Here is a 19,924-nt window from a genome sequence, read left to right as displayed (position 1 = left end):
CGCCGGGGATCGCCGGGCGCGCGACACGGTGCCGCCCAGCCCCCGCGAGCTCCATACTGTCCGTAAAAGTTTAATATAATTGACTTTTAAGCAAGCATACCGCTCGAAATCCCGCAGACAGACTGCCCCGCCTCAGGCGGTGCGGACAAGTCGGGCGGCGAAAAATCCGTCCATCCCGCCGTCGCCCGGGGCCACGCCCTCGGGCCAGGGCGCGTGGCAGGGCAGCGTGCGCAGGTCGCCCTCGGGGGTGATGCACTGACCCAGGCCGGCGATTTCGGACGCCGCGATCGGCTTGCGCGCGACCGCCAGGCCGCTGCCCAGAATCGCGGAAATCTGCGCCTCGCACTCCTCCGGCTCGAGCGAACAGGTGACGTAGAGCACCGTTCCACCCGGGTTCACCAGGTCGAACGCCCGACGCAGCAGCCGCCCCTGCAGGTCGGCGAGGCGGGCGATCTCCGCCTCCCGGCGGATCCAGGCGATATCGGGATGGCGCCGCAGCGTTCCGGTCGCCGAGCACGGCGCGTCGAGTAGGATCGCGTCGAAGCGGGTTCCCGGCTCCCAGGCCGCCGCGTCGGCGACGACCGGTTCGGCGGCGAGGCCGAGCCGGACGAGATTGGCCTCCAGCCGGGCCATGCGAGAGGCGGACCGGTCGACCGCGGTGACCGACGCCCCGGCGGCCGCCAGCTGCGCCGTCTTGCCGCCCGGCGCGGCGCAGATATCGGCGACCCGCAGCCCGGCGACGTCGCCGAGCAGCCGCGCCGGCAGCGCCGCGGCGACATCCTGCACCCACCACGCGCCGTCCCCGAATCCCGGCAGCGCGGCAATGTCGCCGGCCTTGGGAATGCGCACCGAGCCGGTCGGCAGCGCCGCGCCGCCGAGCTGGTCGGCCCAGCCCTGCGGATCCGATTTCACCGTCAGGTCGAGCGGCGGCTCGGCCAGATGTGCGGCCATGATCGCCTGCGCCGTGTCGGCGCCATAGGCCGCGATCCAGCGCTGCGCCAGCCAGTCCGGCGCGGTCGCGCGGACCCCGTCGGGGCGGGCCAGCAGCGCCTCGCGATCGCCCGCGACCCGGCGCAGGACCGCGTTGACGAGGCCGCGGAAGTGCCGCCCCGCCCGGTCGGCCGCGGCAAGGCCCACGGCGGTATCGACGACGGCGTGCGCGGGCACGTCGAGGAACAGGATCTGGCAGGCGCCGACCTCGAGGATCGCCATCGTCCGGCCGGCCGATTTCGGCAGCGGCTTGTCGAGATAGGCGCTCAAGAGGGCGCGGATCTGGCCGTGCCGGCGGATCGTCTCGGTCGCCAGCACCTTGACGAAGGCGCGGTCGCGCGGCTCCAGCGCGGCGAGGCCGGCCTGGCCGTGCTCGACATCGAGGGCGGCGTCCAGCGTCTGGCGCCGGTGGAGCGCGTCGTCGACGATCTCGACGGCGATGCGCCGCGCGGCGAGCCCGGCCGGCTCGCGCGCCGGTTTCTGTCTTCTACGGGGAGTGCTCACGGTGCGCGATCAGCCCCACGGACCGGCGCCGGGCCGCGACCCGGCATTGGGCACGCTGCCGCCCGTCCCGCGAGCGGAACCGCCCGCATATCCGCCGGACGGGCCGCCCGAGGATCCGGCATCGTCATAAGCCTGCGTATAACCGCCACCCATGCCGCTTCCCATCCCGGCTGCCATCTCCTGCAGCTTGGCGATGCGGTTTTCGGTCGCCGGGTGGGTGGAGAACAGGTTGTCCATGCGCTCGCCGTGCAGCGGGTTGATGATGAACATGTGCGCGGTCGCCGGATTGCGCTCGGCGGCCTCGCTGGGCACGCGGCGGACGCCGCCGGCGATCTTGCCCAGCGCCGAGGCGAGCCACAGCGGCTGGCCGCAGATCTCCGCGCCCATCCGGTCGGCCTCGTATTCGCGCGAGCGCGAGATCGCCATCTGCACCAGCGCGGCCGCCAGCGGCGCCAGGATCATCAGCGCCAGCGTGCCGATGAAGCCCATGTTGCTGTTGCGGTTGCCGCCGAAGAACAGCGCGAAGTTGGCGAGCATCGAGATCGCACCGGCGATCGTCGCCGTCACCGTCATGATCAGCGTGTCGTGGTGCTTCACGTGCGCCAGTTCGTGCGCCATCACGCCGGCCAGTTCCTCGTAGGACAGCGTCTGCAGGATGCCGGTGGTCGCGGCGACGGCGGCGTTGCTGGGGTTGCGCCCGGTGGCGAACGCGTTCGGCTGCGGATCGTCGATGATGTAGACCTTCGGCATCGGCAGGTCGGCGTTCCGCGCCAGGTCGCGCACCATCGCGTGGAACTCGGGCGCGGTGGCCTCGTCGACCTCGTGCGCCTTGTACATCTTCAAGACGACCTTGTCGGCGTTCCAGTAGCTGAACGCGTTCATGCCCAGCGCCACCACGAAGGCGATGATCATGCCGCCGCTGCCGCCGAGGAGGTAGCCGACGCCCATGAACAGCGCCGTCATCGCGGCGAGAAGAATGGCTGTCCTGAAATAGCCCGACATGGGTTCCCTGGCCTGTGTTGGTCCGGTGTCTGCGCGCTGCCGCGGATTGATCCCTATGGATTTGTGTCCCGGGTTTTCCTCCCCGGTTTGCCTCCGCGGTTTGCCTCCGCAGGCGATCTGCGTCCTATATGTTGGTTCGATCCCCTCCGGCGACAAGACGAGACCGAATCGCGATGAACGACGCCACGCGTAACGAAACCAGCGACGAAATAAAGGAAAAACGGCGCCAGGAGGCCGCCGAACGCGCGCTGGCCGAGGCCGAGGCGCGCCGCGCCGCGCAAAAGGCGCAGGAGCGGCCGACGGAATATAACGGGCCGCGGGGCCCCGAGCCGACCCGCTACGGCGACTGGGAAAAGAAGGGAATCGCCAGCGATTTCTGACGGCGCCCCCGTCTCGGGATCGTTTCGGCACCGATTCGACGCCGTTTCGGCGCCCGCTATCTGCGCGCCTGGTGGCCTGCCACGAGTGGCCGCCACTAGTGGCCCGGCAGGATCTCCGGCAGCATCTCAACGATCGCCGTGCCGTCGAGATCCGCCTTTCCCGCGGCGATCATCATCCGGTAGAGCGTCAGCGCCTGCGCCACCATCGGCATCGCCACGTGGTGATGGCGGGCGTCCTCGTTGACCATCTCCAGATCCTTCAGCACCTGCCGGGCATAGCCGCGCGGCACGAAGTCCCTGGCGACCATCCGCTCGAAGGCGACCGGCAGCAGGTTGGAGCCGGCATAGCCGGTGGCCAGCGCCTGGGGGATCCTGCCGGTGTCGACGCCGTGCGCCTCGGCCAGCCGCAGCGCCTCGGCCAGCACGCAGTAGTTTGTCAGCACGATGGTCTGGTTGACCAGCTTGGTCGCCTGGCCCGCGCTGACCGGGCCCATATGCGTCAGCGTGCCGAGATCGGTCATCAGCGGGTCGATCCGGCTGATCGCGTGCAGGTCCCCGCCCGCCATGATCGCCAGCGTGCCGGCACGCGCGGCGTCGGGCCCGCCCGACACCGGCGCGTCGACGAAGGCCATGCCGGTGCGCTCGGCGAGCACGGCCGCGAGGTCCAGCGTCGCCGCGATCTCGGTGGTCGAATGATCGACCAGCACCTTGCCCTCCAGCCCCCCGCCGTTGGCGGCGGCCGTCGCGATACCGTTGTCACCAGCGATGACGTCGGCGACGGCCGCCGTGTTGAGCACGCAGACGAGCACCGTGTCGGCCCGCGCCGCGACATCGGCCGGCGACGCCGCCGCCTCGACACCCCAGCCGGCGGCCGCCTTGGTCCGGCGCGGGTCGATATCGTAGCCGACCACCCGGCGCCCGGTGTCGATCAGCCGGCGCGTGAACCCTTCCCCCATCAGGCCCAGCCCGATGAATCCCACCGTTTCGCTCATGGCCATTCCCTCTTGGCGTGCAGCCGCACAATGTATGCATTACGGTGCATCGTGCGCCCGATGGCAACAGGGCGATAGCAACGGGGCCGATAGCAACGGGGCGATGGAAACGGGGGCCATGGAAACAACGAGGGGACCGGTCGAGGAAATGGCGATGACCGAGGAGACGGCCGCCGACCTGCCGATCATCGACGCCCACCAGCATTTCTGGGACCTGGACAAAAACTACTATCCCTGGCTCTGCGATCCCGAGCCGATCCCGTTCCGCTATGGCGACTATTCGGCGCTGAAGCGCAACTACCTGCCGCCGGACTACCGCCGCGACATCGGGCCGAACCGGGTCGTCGGGACGGTGCACATGGAGGCGGAGTGGGACCGCGCCGATCCGGTCGCCGAGACGCGCTGGCTGGAGGGCGTCGCCGCCAGGCACGGGCTGCCGAGCGCGCTGATCGGCCATGCCGAGCCGGACCGCGCCGATATCGCCGACGTGCTGGCCGGCCACGCGCGAAGCCCGCTCATGCGCGGCATCCGCCACAAGCCCGCCGCCGCCGCCCGCCCGCGGGACGCCGTACGCGGCGCACGGGGTTCGATGGACGATCCGCGATGGCGCGCGGGTTACGCCCTGCTCGAACGGCACGGCTTTTCCTACGACCTGCAGACGCCGTGGTGGCATCTCGACGCCGCCGCGGAGCTTGCCGCCGACTTTCCGGCGATCCCCGTCATCGTCAACCACACCGGCCTGCCCGCCGACCGCTCCGCCGAGGCGCTCGCCGGCTGGCGCGCGGCACTGGAGACGGCCGCCGCCCGGCCCAATGTGGCGCTGAAGATCTCCGGCCTAGGCCTGCCGGGCCGGCCCTGGACGGTGGCGGCCAACGGCCCGGTCATCCGCGACGCCATCGCGATCTTCGGCACCGACCGCTGCCTGTTCGCCAGCAACTACCCCGTCGACCGCCTCGCCGCCCCCTTCACCACCATCTTCGACGGCTTTCGCGCCGCCGTTTCCGATCTTCCTCTCGCCGAGCAGCGCAAGCTGTTCCACGACAACGCGGTGCGGATTTATCGGCTGTAGCCGGGGGGCGGATCAGGCGAGACCATTAAGGCGCTGGAAAAGAAAAGCCACACTACTCAACTTTCCTAGGTAGGTTTCTTGGGGGCGCGGAAGCCGGGATAAGAAATTGCTTTATTTCAGCTATATCGCGTTTCATATCAAATATATCTTGTTCTATATTAGACGCTTTCTCGCGGATTACGGCTATATCTGCGCGCATGTCTCCCTGCGTGTCGACTACGGCATCGACGCGCAAAGACAAGCCGTCAATGCGGCTCGCTTGGTAGAAGAAAGCCGTCCACAATCCAGCTCCAACGATGCCTATCGCGGCGATCAATACGGCTTGTGTATGTTTCAAGCCGCTTAGTTCCCCGCCAACCCCGCTGTCGTTCATCGCTTCCTCCACGAGCAAAGTGACCGTAGGATGGAGCAAAATAAAGAACATGAAAAGCCAGACAGGCACCCTTGCCGATAGGGGAAATATAATGGCAACTAACGAAGAACGATGGAATAATACAATGAATGCCGAATTCAATCCGAATTATTCACCTAACGCATACCCTGATTCTGATATGCGCATTGCGAACGCCACCGAATACGCGGCTTTCCAATTGTACAAAATTCGTGAGGCAATCGAAGGTATTAATTCAACGCTTAAGGCGATCGCCAGCAAGACATAGCACCCCAGCGATGTTTAGGAGAAACTGCGGTGCATGATGTCATCGTGATGTCATATAGCCCCTGAGCTGGAATGATGCGCATAGCAGCATTCCAGCTTTTGCCATGTCGTCGACCGCCGGTTTAATGTCGGCTCTTCCATCCCGCTCCCAAAGTGGGCGCACTCGATGGTTCGCCTCGATACCTAATCGAATCCAAAGCCCCCGCGCGAACCTTACGCTGGCCTGTCTATTCTAGCGAAATAGTCTTACCGTGCTGCAAAGCGCACATTTAGGAATAAAATCTGGACATGTTCCGGTTTTGTTCCTATGCGTGAGACATGCACCGAGTCGCGCGCCTCGCCCTGTCGCTCCCCGTCGCCGTCGTGACGGCGGCCCTGTGGATGGCCGTCACATGGGCGGCAGCCGCTTGGCTGGCCCCCGCTGGGGTGGCCCCCGCCTGGGTGGCGCCCATATGGGCGGCGACCGGCTGGGTGGCGACCGCCACCGCCGCCGAGACGCTGCCGGGGCCGGTCGCCGCGCGGGTGGAGCGGGTCGTCGACGGCGACACCATCGCGGTCACGGCCCGGGTCTGGCTGGGCCAGGACGTGCATGTGCTGGTGCGGGTGCGCGGCATCGACGCGCCGGAGCTGCGCGGCCGCTGCGCCGAGGAGACGCGTCGCGCCCGGGCGGCCACGCGCCGCGCCGCCGCCGCGGTGGCGGCGGGACCGGTCACGCTGTGGCGCATTTCGGGCGACAAGTACCATGGCCGCGTGCTCGCCGACGTGCGCCTGGGCGACGGCCGCGACCTGGCGGCGGTGATGCTGGCAAGCGGCGATGCCCGGCCCTATGGCGGGGCCGGGCGCAAGGGCTGGTGTTCCGGGTGAGGGCCGGCCCGTATCCGGATCGCCGCATCCGGATCGCCCTATCCGGATCGCCGCATCAGGGTGCCCGCACCTGGCACCCCCGCGTCCGGGGTGTCCGGGCGGCTGCGATCGTGCCAGGACCTACGATCGTGCCAGGTAATTGACGAAGAAGCCGACCCCGATCAGCGAAATGCCGATGGCGTTGATGCAGATCCGCACCCAGGAGAAGCCGGCATAGCCCTGGATGGGCGGGACGGGATTGCCGTTGTGATCGACGGGCGGCCGCCCCGTCCGCGAGATGACGTCCCAGGCGAGGCCGGAGGCCGTCGGAAAGAACAGCATCAGGGTTCCGATCACGCCGAGCACGTCGCCCGACCACGACCACCGCGCGACCAGCCAGCTGGAGACGAGGTACACCAGCGGCACCCAGAGAGCCCAGAAGATCAGCGTTATCACTGCGTGGAGCACGGCCATGTCGGATTACGCCTTGTCCATCAAGGATCAGATTCCGGAGCCTGCGGTTTCGGAGCCCGCCGGTCTGGCGCCGGCCACGGTGATCAGGTCGTCCGACGGCTGCCCGTCTCCGGTGACCACCTGCAGATCGCCGGCCCCCGTCACCGGCGCGGTCTGGTCGCCGGGAACGGACATGTTCAGCTTGACCGGATGGTCGCCGTACAGCCGCGCCGGAAGCCTGGCGTCGACGAGATTCGTGATGAAGGCCCGGAAGAACGCCGTCCGGTCGGCGGCGCTCATCGGCGCCTCCTGAACCGTCTTCATGACGGTCCGGATGGCCTGCAGCACGCCGATGGCCTCGCGGCCGGCGAATTTGGCGCCCTCGATGACGAGCGTGACGTTCTCGCCGGCCGGGTCGCCAGCCTCTTCGCCGACCACTTCGCCGGGCTCGCGCCCCGGGTCCGGCGCCGCGGCCGGCACCGCCAGCATGGCCTCGAGGGACGTGCCGCATGCCGCCAGATAGCTTCTCAGCGTGCCCAGCCGCGTCCCCGGCCCGAGGCTGTTCTCGAGGCGCGAGACCTCGCTCTGGCTGGTCTTCATGGCGCGCGCCTGATCGGCCTGCGTATGGTTTGCCTTTCGCGCGGCGACCATGCGGCGGCGCAGGTGCTCGTACCAGAAGGCGTCCGCGAACTCGGCATCGGACATGGCGGTTTCGGTAAGCAACCGGTACGCGTCGGCCGCGCTTTCGAAGGCCTGGCCGCGATCCGCGATCAGGCTGTCGAAGGACTTGTACTGTTTCGTCTCACGCATGGCGGCCTCGTACGCTCACGACACTTGCTCGATGTAGCTGCCCGGCAGCAGCGCGGCGACGCGCGGGCTCACCACCCCGTTCAGATCCGGGAAATGGCCCTCCGCGATCTCCGTTACGTTCGTCATCGCGATCAGGTACTCGGTTCCATCTGGGTGGCGCAGGAACCAGATCCGGCATCGCGGCACCCGCTTGGGGACCGGAAACAGGTCGAGTATCTGGCCGCCCCAATTGATGTACCGAACCTCGATCGTCTCCCCGGCGGCGGTATGCAGCAGGCCGGCGCGATCGCTGTCGGGGCCCCATTCGGCGTCGCCCGCATCGGCATAGCCCCAAAGCAGACCGCATAGCTGCCGCTGCTCCTCCAGCTCGGCCCTGGTCGGCGGTTTTCGCAGAATGCCGGCCGGATCGCCCAGAATGGTCTTGACGTCATCCAGGAACAGCGGGTCCGTCCGACGCTTCGAAGGCATTATATCACAAAGCCCATATTATGGGGTTATTAGTATTTTTATCAAGTCCCTGACCATGATCGAAAGTTCAACGATAGCGGCGCACCGGCCACAACCGGTGTTTGTATATCGGTGTTTGTATCAAGGACCGGCTGCGATTTCGAATACGCAATTCGGCTAGCGCGCGCGGGCGATCCCCGAACGGCGGCGGCGGGACGGCGATACGGCGGTGGGGCGCGCAAACGGCAACGCCCGGCCCCATCACGGGGCCGGGCGCTGAAGCTGGTGTCCGGACTGAGCGGCAACGTCTGAGCCGTGCCGGCAGAGCGGGCGGAGAGCTGGCAGAGCGGGCGGAGAGCTGCGCCCGCCTACGCCGTCTTGGCGCGGTTCTGCCGGTTGTCGATCAGGTCGTCGACGACGGCCGGGTCGGCGAGCGTCGAGGTGTCGCCGAGATTGGAGAACTCGTCCTCGGCGATCTTGCGCAGGATGCGGCGCATGATCTTGCCCGAGCGGGTCTTCGGCAGGCCCGGCGAGAACTGGATCAGGTCCGGCGAGGCGATCGGGCCGATGTCCTTGCGCACCCACTGGACGAGTTCCTTGCGCAGGTCCTCGCTCGGCACCTCGCCCGCCATCAGGGTGACATAGGCGTAGATGCCCTGGCCCTTGATGTCGTGCGGGTAGCCGACGACGGCGGCCTCCGAGACCTTCGGATGGGCGACCAGCGAGGATTCGACCTCGGCCGTGCCCATGCGGTGGCCGGAGACGTTGATGACGTCGTCGACGCGGCCGGTGATCCAGTAGAAGCCGTCCTCGTCGCGGCGGCAGCCGTCGCCGGAGAAGTACAGGCCCTTGTAGGCGGAGAAGTAGGTCTGCACGAAGCGCTCGTGGTCGCCGTAGACGGTGCGCATCTGGCCGGGCCAGGAGTCGAGCATCACCAGGTTGCCCTCGGCCGCGCCCTCGAGCAGCGTGCCGTCGCCGTCGACGAGGCCCGGCTGCACGCCGAAGAACGGCCGCGTCGCCGAGCCCGGCTTCAGCCCGGTGGCGCCGGGCAGCGGCGAGATCAGGATGCCGCCGGTCTCCGTCTGCCACCAGGTGTCGACGATCGGGCAGCGGCCGTCGCCGACCACGTTGTAGTACCACAGCCAGGCTTCCGGGTTGATCGGCTCGCCGACCGAGCCGAGCAGCCGCAGCGAGGCGCGGCTGGTTGTCTTGACCAGCTCCTCGCCGGCGCCCATCAGCGCGCGGATCGCCGTCGGCGCGGTGTAGAGGATGTTGACCTGGTGCTTGTCGCACACCTCCCAGAACCGCGCCGCGGTCGGGTAGTTGGGCACGCCCTCGAACATCAGCGTGGTCGCGCCGTTGGCCAGCGGCCCGTAGACGATGTAGCTGTGGCCGGTCACCCAGCCGACGTCGGCGGTGCACCAGTAGATGTCCCCGTCATGGTAGTCGAAGACGTACTGGTGGGTCATCGCGGCGAACACGAGATAGCCGCCGGTGGTGTGCAGCACGCCCTTCGGCTGGCCGGTCGAGCCCGAGGTGTAGAGGATGAACAGCGGGTCCTCGGCGTTCATTTCCTCGGCCGGGCAGTCGGCCGCCACGCCTTCCATCTCCTCGTGCAGCCAGACGTCGCGGCCGTCCTTCCAGCCGATGACGCCGCCGGTGCGCCGCACCACGACGACGCCGGTCACGCTCGGGCACTTCTCCAGCGCCGTGTCGGTATTGGCCTTCAGCGGGATCTTGCGGCCCCCGCGCAGGCCCTCGTCGGCGGTGATGACGATGTTGGAATCGCAGTCCTGGATGCGCCCGGCCAGCGAATCCGGCGAGAACCCGCCGAACACCACCGAGTGCACCGCGCCGATGCGCGCGCAGGCCAGCATCGCGTAGGCGGCCTCCGGGATCATCGGCATGTAGATGGTGATGCGGTCGCCCTTCTTGGCGCCGAGCTTCTTCAGCACGTTGGCGAAACGGCAGACGTTGTCGTAGAGCTCGCGGTAGGTGATCTTGGCGTCGTCGGCGGGATCGTCGCCCTCCCACAGGATCGCCACCTGGTCGCCGCGCGTCTCCAGATGCCGGTCGATGCAGCTCGCCGTGACGTTGAGCGTGCCGTCCTCGAACCATTTGATCGAGACGTTGTGCGGGTCGTAGGAGGTGTTCTTGACCTTGGTGTACGGCTTGATCCAGTCGACGCGCTTGCCGTGCTCGCCCCAGAATCCCGCCGGGTCGTCGACCGAGCGCTTGTACATCTCCTGATATTTCGCGTCGTCCACGTAGGCGCGCTTCGCCCAAGCCTCGGGCACCGGAAAGAGCGATTGATCCATTGGCCAGACCTCCCTGGTATTTCCCTGGTATTCCCCTGGTATTCCATCGTCGCGCTCGCCGTTGTCCGGCGGCGCCGCGTATCGCGGGCATTATGCGGATCGGCCGTGGGGCGGGCAATGTCGGAACCGTCGAACTTTGGTCGACGGCGACGATTCGCCCCGTTATCGGCCCGCCCGGCCGAAGTTCAGACTCCGAACAGGCCGATAATCGCGCCCATCAGCACCAGAACCACCAGCCAGTGACCGGCGTCGATCAGCGTCAGCGTCACCTTGGAGCCCTGGAACGAATCGTTGACCGCGATCGTCGTGGCGACGAAGCCGAGCCAGAGGAACGCCGCGCCGATGATGCCGTTCTGCAGGTTGATCTGGCCGAGATGGCCGAGCACGCCGGCGAGCATGAAGGCCATCAGCAGTTGCGCCACGCCGGCGACGACGAAGGGCCCCGGCTTCGGCGTCGTGTCCCCGGGCGCGCGCCCTTGCGCCATCAGCCAGGCATTGCCGAACGCCTTGTACCACAGCGCGCTGGCGACGAAGCCGACGACCGCCGCGATGACCACCGCGAGATAGTTGATGCCGTCGAATACCATGTCCGGTGTCTCCCCTCGGAACGAGATTGCCGTCGATGTGTAGCCCAGGCCGGCGCCCGAGCGAAAGCGCCTCGGCGCGATTCCCCCACCCGGGGCCAGAACGCCCCACACCTGAACGCCCGGCGCCTGAACACCCGGCACCTCGGCCTTCGGTCGGTCACGCCTGGGCGACGAGCCGCCATACCGCCGTGCGCTTGATCTCCGCGTCCTCCAGCGCCCGCGTCGTCGGCACGCCGTGCTCGGCGAGTTTCTCGAGCCGCTCGCGCGGCAGGTAGCTGCGGCCCGGATCGCCGATCAGGACGGTGGCGCCGGCGTCGCGGCAGCGGTCGAGAAACCGCAGCACCCGACCGGCAAGCGGCTTTTCGTAGAACAGGTCGCCGACCAGGATCGTCTCCGGGGCGCCACCCTCGGGCGCATCACCGGGGATATCGAGCGGCCCGTCGAGCAGATCGGCCGCGACCACGTCGACGCGAACGCCGTTCAGCGCGGCGTTGAGGCCGATCGCGGCGACCGCCCAGCGGTCGGGATCGGTGGCGGTCGCGCGGGCCGCGCCGGCGCGCATCGCGGCGATCGCCACCAGCCCGGAGCCGGCGCCGAGATCGAGCACGCGACGGCCCCGCACGGTTTCGGGGTGATCCAGCACGTACCGGGCCAGCGCCTGCCCGCCGGCCCAGGCGAACGCCCAGAACGGCGGCGGCAGACCCATCTCGCCGAGTTCCTCCTCGGTCTTGCGCCACAGCGGCAGCGCCTCGTCGGCCACCCGCACCGTGATCTCCGGGCACAGCGGCACCGGCCGCGGCCGCGTGTTGTCGAGAATGAAGGCGGTCCGGTCTTCGGTGTCCCGCACGGCCCCGTCCGGGGCCGGTGGGCTCACGTCAGGCCGCCCATCTTGCGGATGATCGTCCATTCCTTCGCCGTGACCGGCTGCACCGACAACCGCGAATTGTTGACCAGCACCATGTCGGCCAGCGTCGGCTCGGCCTTGATGTCGTCCAGCGTCACCGGGTTCGGCACCGCCTCCACGGCGGCGATGTCGACGCACTCCCAGGTGCCCGAGCCGTCGGTCGAATCGGGATGCGCCTCGACGACCACCTCGACGATGCCGACGATCCGCTTCTCGTTCACCGAGTGATAGAAGAAGCCGAGGTCGCCCTTCTTCATGGCCCGCATGGTGTTGCGGGCCTGATAGTTGCGCACCCCGTCCCACTCCTCGCCCTTTTTGCCCTTCTTCACCTGATCGTCCCAGGACCAGGTGTTGGGCTCCGACTTGAACAGCCAATAGGCCATGCCGCCTCTCCGTTTGTTTCGATTGGTCGAACCGGGTTGCCTCCGGCGCCGTCAGTCTTCCTCGCGGAACGGACGCGACAGCAGCGCCTCGATCGCCGTGTCGACGCTGGCGCGTCCGGCGACGACGGCGGCGACCGCCGCGCAGATCGGCATCTCGACATCGAGCTTCGCCGCCCGGTCGACGACCGCCGGTGCCGTCCACACGCCTTCGGTGACCGCCTTGCGGCCGCCGAGGATGGTATCGACCGTGTCGCCCCGTCCCAGGGAGACGCCGAAGGAATAGTTGCGCGATTGCGGGCTGGTCGCCGTCAGCACCAGGTCGCCGAGGCCCGACAGGCCGGACAGGGTCTCGGGCCGCGCCCCGAGCGCCCGGCCGAACCGGGTCAGCTCGGCGAAGCCGCGCGCCACCAGCGCCGCGTGCGCGCTCGCCCCCAGCGCCTTGCCGACGACGACGCCGCAGGCGATCGCCAGCACGTTCTTCACCGCCCCGCCGACCTGGACGCCGGTCAGGTCGCTCGACCGGTAGGGGCGGAAGGCGCTGTAGCCGATCGCCTCGACCAGCGTCCTGCCGACCGCCTCGTCGGCGCAGGCAAGCGTCACCGCGGTCGGCAGGCCGTGCGCCACGTCGTCCGCGAAGCTCGGTCCCGACAGCACCGCCGGCACCGCCTGGGGCAGCGCCTCGGCGACGACGTCGGACATGAAGGCCTCGGTGCCGCGCTCGATGCCCTTGGCGGCGATGACGACGGGGCGGCCGGCCGGCAGCACGCCGGCCATCTCCTGCGCCACGCCGCGCACCGCCTGGGCCGGCACCGCCAGGATCAGCGCGTCGGCGGCGCAGGTCTCCTCGAGCGACCGGGTCGCGACGATCCCCGCGTCGAGCGCGACGCCGGGCAGCCGCATCCGGTTCTCGTGGTGCCTGTTGATGTCCTCGACGGTCTTGGCGTCGCGCGCCCAGAGGCGGACCGGACGCCCGGCCCGCGCCGCGACGCTGGCGAGCGCCGTTCCCCAGGCGCCGCCGCCGATGACCCCGACCGTTCCGACAGCGCTCATGCCGCCTCCACGTCTTCCAGGCTCCAGCGCGCCCGGGCGGGCGCGTCGAGCGTGTCGGTCGCTCCGCGTGCCAGCCGCTCGCAGCCGGCCCAGGCGACCATGGCGGCATTGTCGCCGCACAGATTCAGGGGCGGAGCCACCAGCCCGGCCCCGTGCGCTGCCCCGTGCATGACGGCAAGCGCCTCGAGCCGCGCCCGCACGGCCTGGTTGGCGGCGACCCCGCCGGCCACCACCAGCACCGGCGCGGCGCCGGTCTCACCGGTAAACCGCGACAACGCATTCTTAGTGCGGTCGGCAAGGCTGTCGACGACCGCCGCCTGGAACGCGGCGCACAGGTCGGCAACGTCCGTTTCCGACAGCGGCGCGATCCGCTGCGCCTCGATCCGGACCGCCGTCTTCAGCCCGGAAAACGAGAAGTCGCAGCCCGCCCGGCCGGTCATCGGCCGGGGGAAGGCGAACCGCGCGGCATCGCCCTTCAGTGCCTGCGCCTCGACCGCGGGTCCGCCCGGCCAGCCGAGGCCCAGCATCTTGGCGACCTTGTCGAAGGCCTCGCCGGCGGCGTCGTCGACCGTCGTGCCCCAGCGCCGGTAGCGGCCGACATCCTCGACCTTGACGATCTGGGTGTGGCCGCCGGTGACGAGCAGCAGCAGATAGGGGAAGGCGAGACCGTCGGTCAGCCGCGCGGTCAGGGCGTGGGCCTCCAGATGGTTGACCGCCACGAAGGGCTTGTTCGCCGCCGCCGCGATCGCCTTGCCGGTCATCAGCCCGACCAGCAGTCCGCCGATCAGCCCAGGCCCGGCCGTCGCCGCGACGCCGTCGAGGTCGTCGAGGCCGCAGCCGGCCTCCGCCAGCGCCTGCGCGATCAGGCCGTCCAGTGTCTCCACATGGGCGCGCGCGGCGATTTCCGGCACGACGCCGCCATAGGGTGTGTGCTCGGCGAGTTGGCTCAGGACCACGTTCGACAGGATGCGGCCCGAAAAGTCGTCGCCGTCGCCCGTGCGGGCGACCACCGCCGCGGCGGTTTCGTCGCAACTCGTTTCAATACCGAGGACGCGCATCTCTGGTTCCGGTCGATTGGCGGATTTCATTCCACTTCGCCCGTCTCTATAGTCGCCGCCGACCCCGACTGTCACCCGTAAGAGCCAGACTTGTCCGACACGCCCATCCGTATCGCCACGCGCGGCAGTCCGCTGGCCCGTGCCCAGGCCGAAGAAGTCGCCGCCCGGCTCAGGTCCGCCCACGGCCTGCCCGAGGAGATGACCGAGGTCGTCATCTTCCAGACCAGCGGCGACCGGATCCAGGATCGCGCGCTCGCCGAGGCCGGCGGCAAGGGCCTTTTCACCAAGGAGCTCGAGGAGGCGCTGCTCGACGGCCGCGCCGATATCGCCGTGCATTCGGCCAAGGACATGCCGACGGTGCTGCCCGACGGGCTGGTGCTGACCGCCTTCCTAGAGCGCGAGGACGTGCGCGACGCGTTCCTGAGCCGCGTCGCCGGATCGCTCGCCGAGCTTAGCGCCGGCGCCGTGGTCGGCACCGCCTCGCTGCGTCGTCAGGCGCTGGTGCGCCGCCTGCGCCCGGACCTTAAGGTCGTCACCTTCCGTGGCAACGTGCAGACCAGGCTGCGCAAGCTCGAGGAGGGCGAGGTGCAGGCCACGCTGCTGGCGCTCGCAGGGCTGAAGCGCCTCGGCGCGGAACACGAGGCGACCGGCGTGCTCGGCCTCGACGATTTCCCGCCCGCGCTCGGCCAGGGCGCGATCACGGTGGAGACCCGTGCCGACGACGCCCGCGTCATTCCGCTTATCGCCGCGATCGACCATGCCCCGACGGCGGCGGCGCTGACCTGCGAGCGGGCCTTCCTCGCCGTCCTCGACGGGTCCTGCCGCACCCCGATCGCCGGCCACGCGGTGATCGACGGCGACCGGCTGCGGTTCCGCGGCCTCGTCCTCAGCCCCGACGGCGCGCAGGAATTCGAGGCGATCGCGGCGGGCGATGCCGGGGACGCCGAGGCGATCGGCCGCACCGCCGGCGAGGATATCGTCGCCCGCGCCGGCGCGGAGTTCCTGGCAGCGCTCAAGGCGCTGTCGTGACGGTTTTGGCATGACGGGTCTGCCATGAGAGTTCTGGTGACGCGGCCGACCGGCGACAGCGAGAAAACCGTTGCCCGCCTGGCCGAACGCGGCATCGACGCGATCGCCGCCCCGGTCATGGCGATCCGCCCGCTCCCCGACGTCGCCCTCCCCGAGAACGCAGACCCCGCCATCTGCCGCGCGCTGATCGTCACCAGCGCCAACGCCATCCGCACGCTCGCGGGCCGTCCCGAGATGGCGGCGCTCAAGACCATCCCGCTCTACGCCGTCGGCGACCACACCGCCGAGACCGCCAGGCGGGCGGGCTTCACCGACGTGCGCTCGGCCGCCGGCGACGTCCACGATCTTGCCCGCCTCCTGCGCGCCGAGATCAGGCCCGGGGAAGGGCGTCTGGTCCACCTGAGCGGCCGCGAGGTGGCCGGCGACCTGGCCGGCGAGCTCGCCGCCGCCGGCTACGAGACCGAGCGGCGCATCGTCTACGAGACGGTCGCCGCCGATGCGCTGCCCGCCGCCGCGCGCGATGCGCTGCACGGAGCGGAGATCACGGCGGTCCTGCTCTATTCGCCGAGAAGCGCGGAGACCTTCGGCGCGCTCGTCCGCAACGCCGGCCTCGGCGATGATCTGGCGCGCGTGGCCGCCGTGGTGATATCGGAGAATGTCGCCGAGAAGGCCCGCGCTTTCGGTTTCGGTCAAATTTTCGTCGCCGAGCGGCCCGACGAATCGGCACTTATTGCCGCACTTGAGCGTTTCTTAAAGCAATCGATCCGATAACCGGGACGCTGGGCCTCGCGACAGCCGAGCCAAAGCGTGTATAAACCGGCAAAGGCCGAGCGCCCCGGGTGGCGCGTCCGGGGCGGCTCGCAACGACGGGACCGGAATCATGACCAACGGCGAAGAAAAAGATCGCAACAAGACCGGACGCGGCGAATCCGGTGACCGCGCGGACCGGCGCCGGCGGGCGGTGCGCCCGGCGGTGATCGAGGGCGAGGCCCGCGAGATCGCCGAGGAAACCGCGACGGAAACCGCGACGGAAACAGCGGCGCCGGGCGACGAAACCTCCGAAGTGACCGGTGAGGCGGCGGAAGAGACGACGCCCGCCGACGCTGGCCCGACCGAAACGACGGCCGAGACGACGCCCGAAACGACGTCCCAGCCGACTGCTGCCGCGGACGAAAGCGGGCCCGAAGAGACCACCCCGGACGCGCCCGCAGAGGGTGACGAGGAGACGCGGGAAGGCGCGTTTTCCGGCGAGGAAGCCGCAACGGACCAGGCCGAATCGGCGCGAACCGCCCCGCTTCCCACCGCCCGGCGCGCCAGCGTCATCGCCGCCGGCATCGTCGGCGCCGTCCTGGCGCTCGGCGTCTATCTGGGCCTCGATTATCTTCGCATCCTGCCGCGCGCCGGCGCCAGCAACGCCGAATTGACCAACATCGTCAATGAGATGGACCGCCGGCTGACCGGCATCGAGACGAGCATCGCCCGCGCCGCGAAGCGCGACAACTCCAAGGTCATCGCCGGCAGGATCGCCGATCTGGAGAGCTCGCTGAAGGAAATCGGCGCCGATCCGCGCAACTCGCTGGTCCGCCGCATGAGCGATGCCGAAACCAAGATCGACGCGATGGCCGAGACTGCAGCGGCCTCCCCGGCCGCCAAGGATCTGGACGAGCGCCTGACCTATGTCGAGGACAAGCTCGCCGACATCGGCACCGGCGCGGCCTCGGCAGCCGGCGAAATCGGCGGCAACATCGAACAGCGCCTCGCCGACCTCGAGAAACGCCTCGGCGGCGTCGAGGCCCGCCCGGCCGTTGTGACGCCGGACGGCAAGCCGGTCGACGATGCCGCGGTGAAGGCGCTGACCGACCGGATCGCCGCGCTGAATGCGCAGATGACGGAGATGTCCGACACCGTCGCCGCGCTCGGTAAAACCGTTTCCACCCAGTCGGCCGGGCGTCTGACCGAGATCGATTCGACGCTGTCCGCCCTGCGCGGCGCGCTCGACACATTGAGCGGCGACGTCGACGCCAAGCTCGCCAAGCTCGAGAAAACCGTGTCCGAAGGCGCCTCCGGCGAAGCCCGCCAGATGGCCCGCACGACCGCCGGCGCGCTGGCCGTCACCGCGCTGGAGCGCACCGTCGACGAAGGCAAGCCCTATACCGCCGAGCTCGACGTGCTGCGCCCGCTCGTCGGCGACAAGGCCGATCTTTCCGCGCTCGACGCCCATGCCGGGACCGGCGTCGCCGATCTCGCCACCCTCCAGGCTGAGTTCGCGACCACCGCCAACGCCATCCTGTCCGCCGGCGCACCGGCGGACAGCGGCCCGGACGACAGTGGCATCGTCGGTTCGCTGCTGGACAGCGCCCGCACGCTCGTCCGCGTCCGCCCGACCGGCAAGGTCGAGGGCTCGGGCCGCGGCGCCATCGTCGCGCGCATCGAGGCGGCGCTGAACGCCGGCGACCTGAAGACCGCCGCGGGCGAATGGGACACGCTGGACGACAGCGCCAAGGCCGCGTCCAAGGATTGGGCGGACGCCCTGAAGGCGCGGATCGCGGTGAATTCGGCCCTTGCCGACCTGTCGGCGGCGCTGAACGCCTCGCTATCGGGCGCGGCCGCGAGCAACTGATCCGATGAGGCTTGAGCGCGCATGATCCGGGTAGCCCTCTATATCCTTCTTGTCGGTGCGATCGCGTTCGGCGCGGCCTGGCTCGCCGACCGCCCCGGCGATCTCGTCGTCGACTGGCAGGGCTGGCACATCGAGACCAGCGTCATGGTGGCCGCCGTCGGCGTCATCGCCATCGTCGTCGTGCTGATGATCCTGTGGACCCTGGTCCGCTGGCTGCTGCACGGCCCTTCCGCCGTCACCGGCTTCTTCAAGGGGCGCCGGCAGACGCGCGGCTACAAGGCGCTGTCGCGCGGCATGATCGCCGCCGGAGCCGGCGATGCCCGCCTCGCCCGGCATGCCTCCAAGGAAGCCCACAAGCTGCTCAGGGACGAGCCTCTGGCCCTGCTTCTGGACGCCCAGGCCGCCCAGCTTTCGGGCGACCGCAAGGCCGCGACCAAGGCGTTCGAGACCATGACCGAGCGGCCGGACACCGAGTTGCTCGGCCTGCGCGGCCTCTATATCGAGGCCCAGCGGGCCGGCGACGAGGAGACCGCGCGCGCCTGCATAGAGCGCGCCGCCGCCCGCGCGCCGGGCCTTGCCTGGGCCGCCGGCGCCCTGCTGGAGATCCAGACCCGCGAGGGCGACTGGGAAGCCGCGCTGGCGACGGTCGAACGCAATGCCGAACACCGGCTGATCGACAAAAAGGCCGCCAAGCGGCTGCGCGCCGTGCTGCTCACCGCCCAGGCGATGGCGCGCGAGGATGCCGATCCCGAGCGCGCGCTGGCGCTGGCACTGGAGGCGCACAAGCTCGCGCCGGAACTAGTACCCGCCGCCGTGATCGCCGCGCGCCAGTCCTCGGCGACCGGCAACACCCGCCAGACAACCCGCATCGTCGAGAAGACCTGGCGGCTGTCGCCGCATCCCGATCTCGCCACGATCTACGCCCATGCCCGTCCGGGCGATTCCGGCCGCGACCGGCTGAAGCGCGCCAAGGCGCTGCTCGACAAGATGCCGAACAATGTCGAGGGCCGCATCGGCGTCGCGGTTGCCGCCATCGACGCCCGCGACTGGGCCGAGGCGCGCGCCGCGCTGGAGCCGCTCGCCGCCGCGCAGCCGACCCAGCGCGTCTGCCTGCTGATGGCCGATATCGCCGAGGGCGAGACCGGCGACGCCGGCAAGGTGCGCGAATGGCTCGCCCGCGCCGTCCGCGCCCCGCGCGATCCCGCCTGGACGGCGGACGGCTATGTCTCGGAGACCTGGGCGCCGGTCTCGCCGATCTCCGGCCACCTCGACGCCTTCGAATGGAAGGTGCCAGTCGAGGCGCTGTCGGCGCCGCTGGAGGCCCCCGAGCCGGAGCCTGCCACCGAATCGGCGCCGATGATCGAAGCCCAGCCGGGCGCGCCCGATACAGAGTCCCCGGAAAAAGCCCCGACCGTCGAGCCGGAGACCGCCCAGCCGGAGACCGCCGAACCGATCGACGTGACGCCGCAACCGGAGGCACCGGAAGAAACCACGGCCACCGCCGCGCCAGCCGTGGAAGCCGAGGAAGCGCCCCCTCCGGAGACCAGCAAAAAGCGTCCCGCTAAAGCGAAGGAAGAGGCCACGGACGGGAAACCCGGGGAAAAGGCGGCCACGCCCGCCCCCGAACCGGCGACCGCTGCGGCAATCGCCGCGACGGCCGGAGACCGCTCCGCCGAGCCGCAGGCCGACGAGCATCCCTTCGCGCTGGACCGCGCCCCGGACGATCCGGGTCCGCTGCCGCCCGACGAGGACAGGCCGAAAAAGCGCTTCGGACTGTTCTGACATCGTGACGCTTGAAATGTCGCGCCGGCACGCTTATTCATGCGC

At 69.5% G+C, this 19,924-nt stretch carries 21 protein-coding genes; 8 read left to right on the top strand and 13 right to left on the bottom strand.

Going from position 1 to position 19,924, the window contains the following annotated elements; translation table 11 throughout:
* Nucleotides 1-132 precede the first annotated feature (132 nt).
* Both ACSF9G_RS19975 and htpX read right to left on the bottom strand, forming a co-directional pair.
* Nucleotides 133-1,494, bottom strand: a complete 1,362-nt coding sequence (locus ACSF9G_RS19975; RefSeq protein ID WP_436643875.1) for an RsmB/NOP family class I SAM-dependent RNA methyltransferase — start codon at nt 1,492-1,494, stop codon at nt 133-135.
* 9 nt (nt 1,495-1,503) lie between these two features.
* Nucleotides 1,504-2,496 carry a zinc metalloprotease HtpX gene (gene htpX, locus ACSF9G_RS19970; protein WP_436643874.1) on the bottom strand — a complete coding sequence of 331 codons (993 nt, stop codon included), beginning with the start codon at nt 2,494-2,496 and terminating at the stop codon, nt 1,504-1,506.
* 173 nt (nt 2,497-2,669) lie between these two features.
* On the opposite strand from htpX, the gene ACSF9G_RS19965 reads away from it, so the two are divergent.
* Nucleotides 2,670-2,876, top strand: a complete 207-nt coding sequence (locus ACSF9G_RS19965) for a DUF1674 domain-containing protein (protein WP_436643873.1) — start codon at nt 2,670-2,672, stop codon at nt 2,874-2,876.
* Nucleotides 2,877-2,971: 95 nt separating this feature from the next.
* Here ACSF9G_RS19965 and ACSF9G_RS19960 read toward each other — a convergent pair whose 3' ends face one another.
* Complete coding sequence (locus ACSF9G_RS19960) at nt 2,972-3,868, bottom strand: NAD(P)-dependent oxidoreductase (protein ID WP_436643872.1); 897 nt, start codon at nt 3,866-3,868, stop codon at nt 2,972-2,974.
* A gap of 118 nt (nt 3,869-3,986) precedes the next feature.
* Between ACSF9G_RS19960 and ACSF9G_RS19955 the strand changes: the two genes are divergently transcribed.
* Complete coding sequence (locus ACSF9G_RS19955; protein WP_436643871.1) at nt 3,987-4,937, top strand: amidohydrolase family protein; 951 nt, start codon at nt 3,987-3,989, stop codon at nt 4,935-4,937.
* Nucleotides 4,938-4,989: 52 nt separating this feature from the next.
* Here the strand turns inward: ACSF9G_RS19955 and ACSF9G_RS19950 are convergent, their stop codons facing one another.
* A complete protein-coding gene (locus ACSF9G_RS19950) occupies nt 4,990-5,310 on the bottom strand; it encodes a hypothetical protein (protein ID WP_436643870.1) in 321 nt (106 codons plus the stop codon).
* Between the two features lie 49 nt (nt 5,311-5,359).
* On the opposite strand from ACSF9G_RS19950, the gene ACSF9G_RS19945 reads away from it, so the two are divergent.
* Together ACSF9G_RS19945 and ACSF9G_RS19940 are read left to right on the top strand one after the other, a co-directional pair.
* Nucleotides 5,360-5,596: a hypothetical protein gene (locus ACSF9G_RS19945; protein ID WP_436643869.1), complete on the top strand. Its 237-nt coding sequence runs from the start codon at nt 5,360-5,362 to the stop codon at nt 5,594-5,596.
* Between the two features lie 317 nt (nt 5,597-5,913).
* Entirely contained in the window at nt 5,914-6,459 is a 546-nt protein-coding gene (locus ACSF9G_RS19940) for a thermonuclease family protein (protein ID WP_436643868.1), read from the top strand.
* 120 nt (nt 6,460-6,579) lie between these two features.
* On the opposite strand, the gene ACSF9G_RS19935 is transcribed toward ACSF9G_RS19940, so the two are convergent.
* From ACSF9G_RS19935 to tsaD, 9 genes are all read right to left on the bottom strand, one after another.
* Nucleotides 6,580-6,912 carry a hypothetical protein gene (locus tag ACSF9G_RS19935; RefSeq protein ID WP_436643867.1) on the bottom strand — a complete coding sequence of 111 codons (333 nt, stop codon included), beginning with the start codon at nt 6,910-6,912 and terminating at the stop codon, nt 6,580-6,582.
* A 27-nt stretch (nt 6,913-6,939) separates the two neighbouring features.
* Complete coding sequence (locus ACSF9G_RS19930) at nt 6,940-7,701, bottom strand: helix-turn-helix domain-containing protein (protein ID WP_436643866.1); 762 nt, start codon at nt 7,699-7,701, stop codon at nt 6,940-6,942.
* A 15-nt stretch (nt 7,702-7,716) separates the two neighbouring features.
* Complete coding sequence (locus ACSF9G_RS19925) at nt 7,717-8,169, bottom strand: hypothetical protein (protein ID WP_436643865.1); 453 nt, start codon at nt 8,167-8,169, stop codon at nt 7,717-7,719.
* A 347-nt stretch (nt 8,170-8,516) separates the two neighbouring features.
* Complete coding sequence (gene acs / locus ACSF9G_RS19920) at nt 8,517-10,466, bottom strand: acetate--CoA ligase (RefSeq protein WP_436643864.1); 1,950 nt, start codon at nt 10,464-10,466, stop codon at nt 8,517-8,519.
* Between the two features lie 185 nt (nt 10,467-10,651).
* On the bottom strand, nt 10,652-11,053 hold the full coding sequence (locus tag ACSF9G_RS19915) for a DUF1761 domain-containing protein (RefSeq protein ID WP_261615926.1): 402 nt from the start codon (nt 11,051-11,053) through the stop codon (nt 10,652-10,654).
* Between the two features lie 157 nt (nt 11,054-11,210).
* Complete coding sequence (locus ACSF9G_RS19910) at nt 11,211-11,900, bottom strand: class I SAM-dependent methyltransferase (RefSeq protein WP_436643863.1); 690 nt, start codon at nt 11,898-11,900, stop codon at nt 11,211-11,213.
* 23 nt (nt 11,901-11,923) lie between these two features.
* A complete protein-coding gene (locus ACSF9G_RS19905) occupies nt 11,924-12,340 on the bottom strand; it encodes an EVE domain-containing protein (protein WP_436643862.1) in 417 nt (138 codons plus the stop codon).
* 51 nt (nt 12,341-12,391) lie between these two features.
* Nucleotides 12,392-13,390 (bottom strand): NAD(P)H-dependent glycerol-3-phosphate dehydrogenase, encoded by a 999-nt coding sequence (locus ACSF9G_RS19900; RefSeq protein ID WP_436643861.1) that lies wholly within the window; start codon nt 13,388-13,390, stop codon nt 12,392-12,394.
* Entirely contained in the window at nt 13,387-14,448 is a 1,062-nt protein-coding gene (gene tsaD / locus ACSF9G_RS19895; protein ID WP_436643860.1) for a tRNA (adenosine(37)-N6)-threonylcarbamoyltransferase complex transferase subunit TsaD, read from the bottom strand. Before tsaD ends, ACSF9G_RS19900 begins: the two co-directional genes overlap by 4 nt.
* A 90-nt stretch (nt 14,449-14,538) precedes the next feature.
* Here tsaD and hemC point away from each other — a divergent pair, with 90 nt between their 5' ends.
* From hemC to ACSF9G_RS19875, 4 genes are all read left to right on the top strand, one after another.
* Nucleotides 14,539-15,477 carry a hydroxymethylbilane synthase gene (gene hemC / locus ACSF9G_RS19890; RefSeq protein WP_436643859.1) on the top strand — a complete coding sequence of 313 codons (939 nt, stop codon included), beginning with the start codon at nt 14,539-14,541 and terminating at the stop codon, nt 15,475-15,477.
* A 24-nt stretch (nt 15,478-15,501) separates the two neighbouring features.
* Complete coding sequence (locus tag ACSF9G_RS19885) at nt 15,502-16,248, top strand: uroporphyrinogen-III synthase (RefSeq protein ID WP_436643858.1); 747 nt, start codon at nt 15,502-15,504, stop codon at nt 16,246-16,248.
* A gap of 109 nt (nt 16,249-16,357) precedes the next feature.
* The gene (locus ACSF9G_RS19880) at nt 16,358-18,097 is read left to right on the top strand and encodes a COG4223 family protein (protein ID WP_436643857.1); all 1,740 of its coding nucleotides are present in this window, start codon (nt 16,358-16,360) and stop codon (nt 18,095-18,097) included.
* Between the two features lie 21 nt (nt 18,098-18,118).
* Nucleotides 18,119-19,879 (top strand): heme biosynthesis protein HemY, encoded by a 1,761-nt coding sequence (locus ACSF9G_RS19875; protein WP_436643856.1) that lies wholly within the window; start codon nt 18,119-18,121, stop codon nt 19,877-19,879.
* The last annotated feature ends 45 nt before the right edge of the window (nt 19,880-19,924 follow it).

Origin of the sequence: Microbaculum mangrovi, from assembly GCF_051390635.1 — a bacterium.
Taxonomy (GTDB): domain Bacteria; phylum Pseudomonadota; class Alphaproteobacteria; order Rhizobiales; family Tepidamorphaceae; genus Microbaculum.
This window is presented reverse-complemented; position numbering and strand designations above follow the sequence as displayed.

Coding starts and splice junctions, on each gene's coding strand:
- ACSF9G_RS19925 (WP_436643865.1), bottom strand. CDS start 8,169: ATGCCTTCGAAGCGTCGGACGGACCCGCTGTTCCTGGATGACGTCAAG.
- ACSF9G_RS19935 (WP_436643867.1), bottom strand. CDS start 6,912: ATGGCCGTGCTCCACGCAGTGATAACGCTGATCTTCTGGGCTCTCTGG.
- ACSF9G_RS19940 (WP_436643868.1), top strand. CDS start 5,914: ATGCACCGAGTCGCGCGCCTCGCCCTGTCGCTCCCCGTCGCCGTCGTG.
- ACSF9G_RS19950 (WP_436643870.1), bottom strand. CDS start 5,310: ATGAACGACAGCGGGGTTGGCGGGGAACTAAGCGGCTTGAAACATACA.
- ACSF9G_RS19915 (WP_261615926.1), bottom strand. CDS start 11,053: ATGGTATTCGACGGCATCAACTATCTCGCGGTGGTCATCGCGGCGGTC.
- ACSF9G_RS19875 (WP_436643856.1), top strand. CDS start 18,119: ATGATCCGGGTAGCCCTCTATATCCTTCTTGTCGGTGCGATCGCGTTC.
- ACSF9G_RS19930 (WP_436643866.1), bottom strand. CDS start 7,701: ATGCGTGAGACGAAACAGTACAAGTCCTTCGACAGCCTGATCGCGGAT.
- htpX (WP_436643874.1), bottom strand. CDS start 2,496: ATGTCGGGCTATTTCAGGACAGCCATTCTTCTCGCCGCGATGACGGCG.
- ACSF9G_RS19945 (WP_436643869.1), top strand. CDS start 5,360: ATGAAAAGCCAGACAGGCACCCTTGCCGATAGGGGAAATATAATGGCA.
- tsaD (WP_436643860.1), bottom strand. CDS start 14,448: ATGCGCGTCCTCGGTATTGAAACGAGTTGCGACGAAACCGCCGCGGCG.
- acs (WP_436643864.1), bottom strand. CDS start 10,466: ATGGATCAATCGCTCTTTCCGGTGCCCGAGGCTTGGGCGAAGCGCGCC.
- ACSF9G_RS19880 (WP_436643857.1), top strand. CDS start 16,358: ATGACCAACGGCGAAGAAAAAGATCGCAACAAGACCGGACGCGGCGAA.
- ACSF9G_RS19900 (WP_436643861.1), bottom strand. CDS start 13,390: ATGAGCGCTGTCGGAACGGTCGGGGTCATCGGCGGCGGCGCCTGGGGA.
- ACSF9G_RS19905 (WP_436643862.1), bottom strand. CDS start 12,340: ATGGCCTATTGGCTGTTCAAGTCGGAGCCCAACACCTGGTCCTGGGAC.
- ACSF9G_RS19885 (WP_436643858.1), top strand. CDS start 15,502: ATGAGAGTTCTGGTGACGCGGCCGACCGGCGACAGCGAGAAAACCGTT.
- ACSF9G_RS19955 (WP_436643871.1), top strand. CDS start 3,987: ATGGAAACAACGAGGGGACCGGTCGAGGAAATGGCGATGACCGAGGAG.
- ACSF9G_RS19965 (WP_436643873.1), top strand. CDS start 2,670: ATGAACGACGCCACGCGTAACGAAACCAGCGACGAAATAAAGGAAAAA.
- ACSF9G_RS19960 (WP_436643872.1), bottom strand. CDS start 3,868: ATGAGCGAAACGGTGGGATTCATCGGGCTGGGCCTGATGGGGGAAGGG.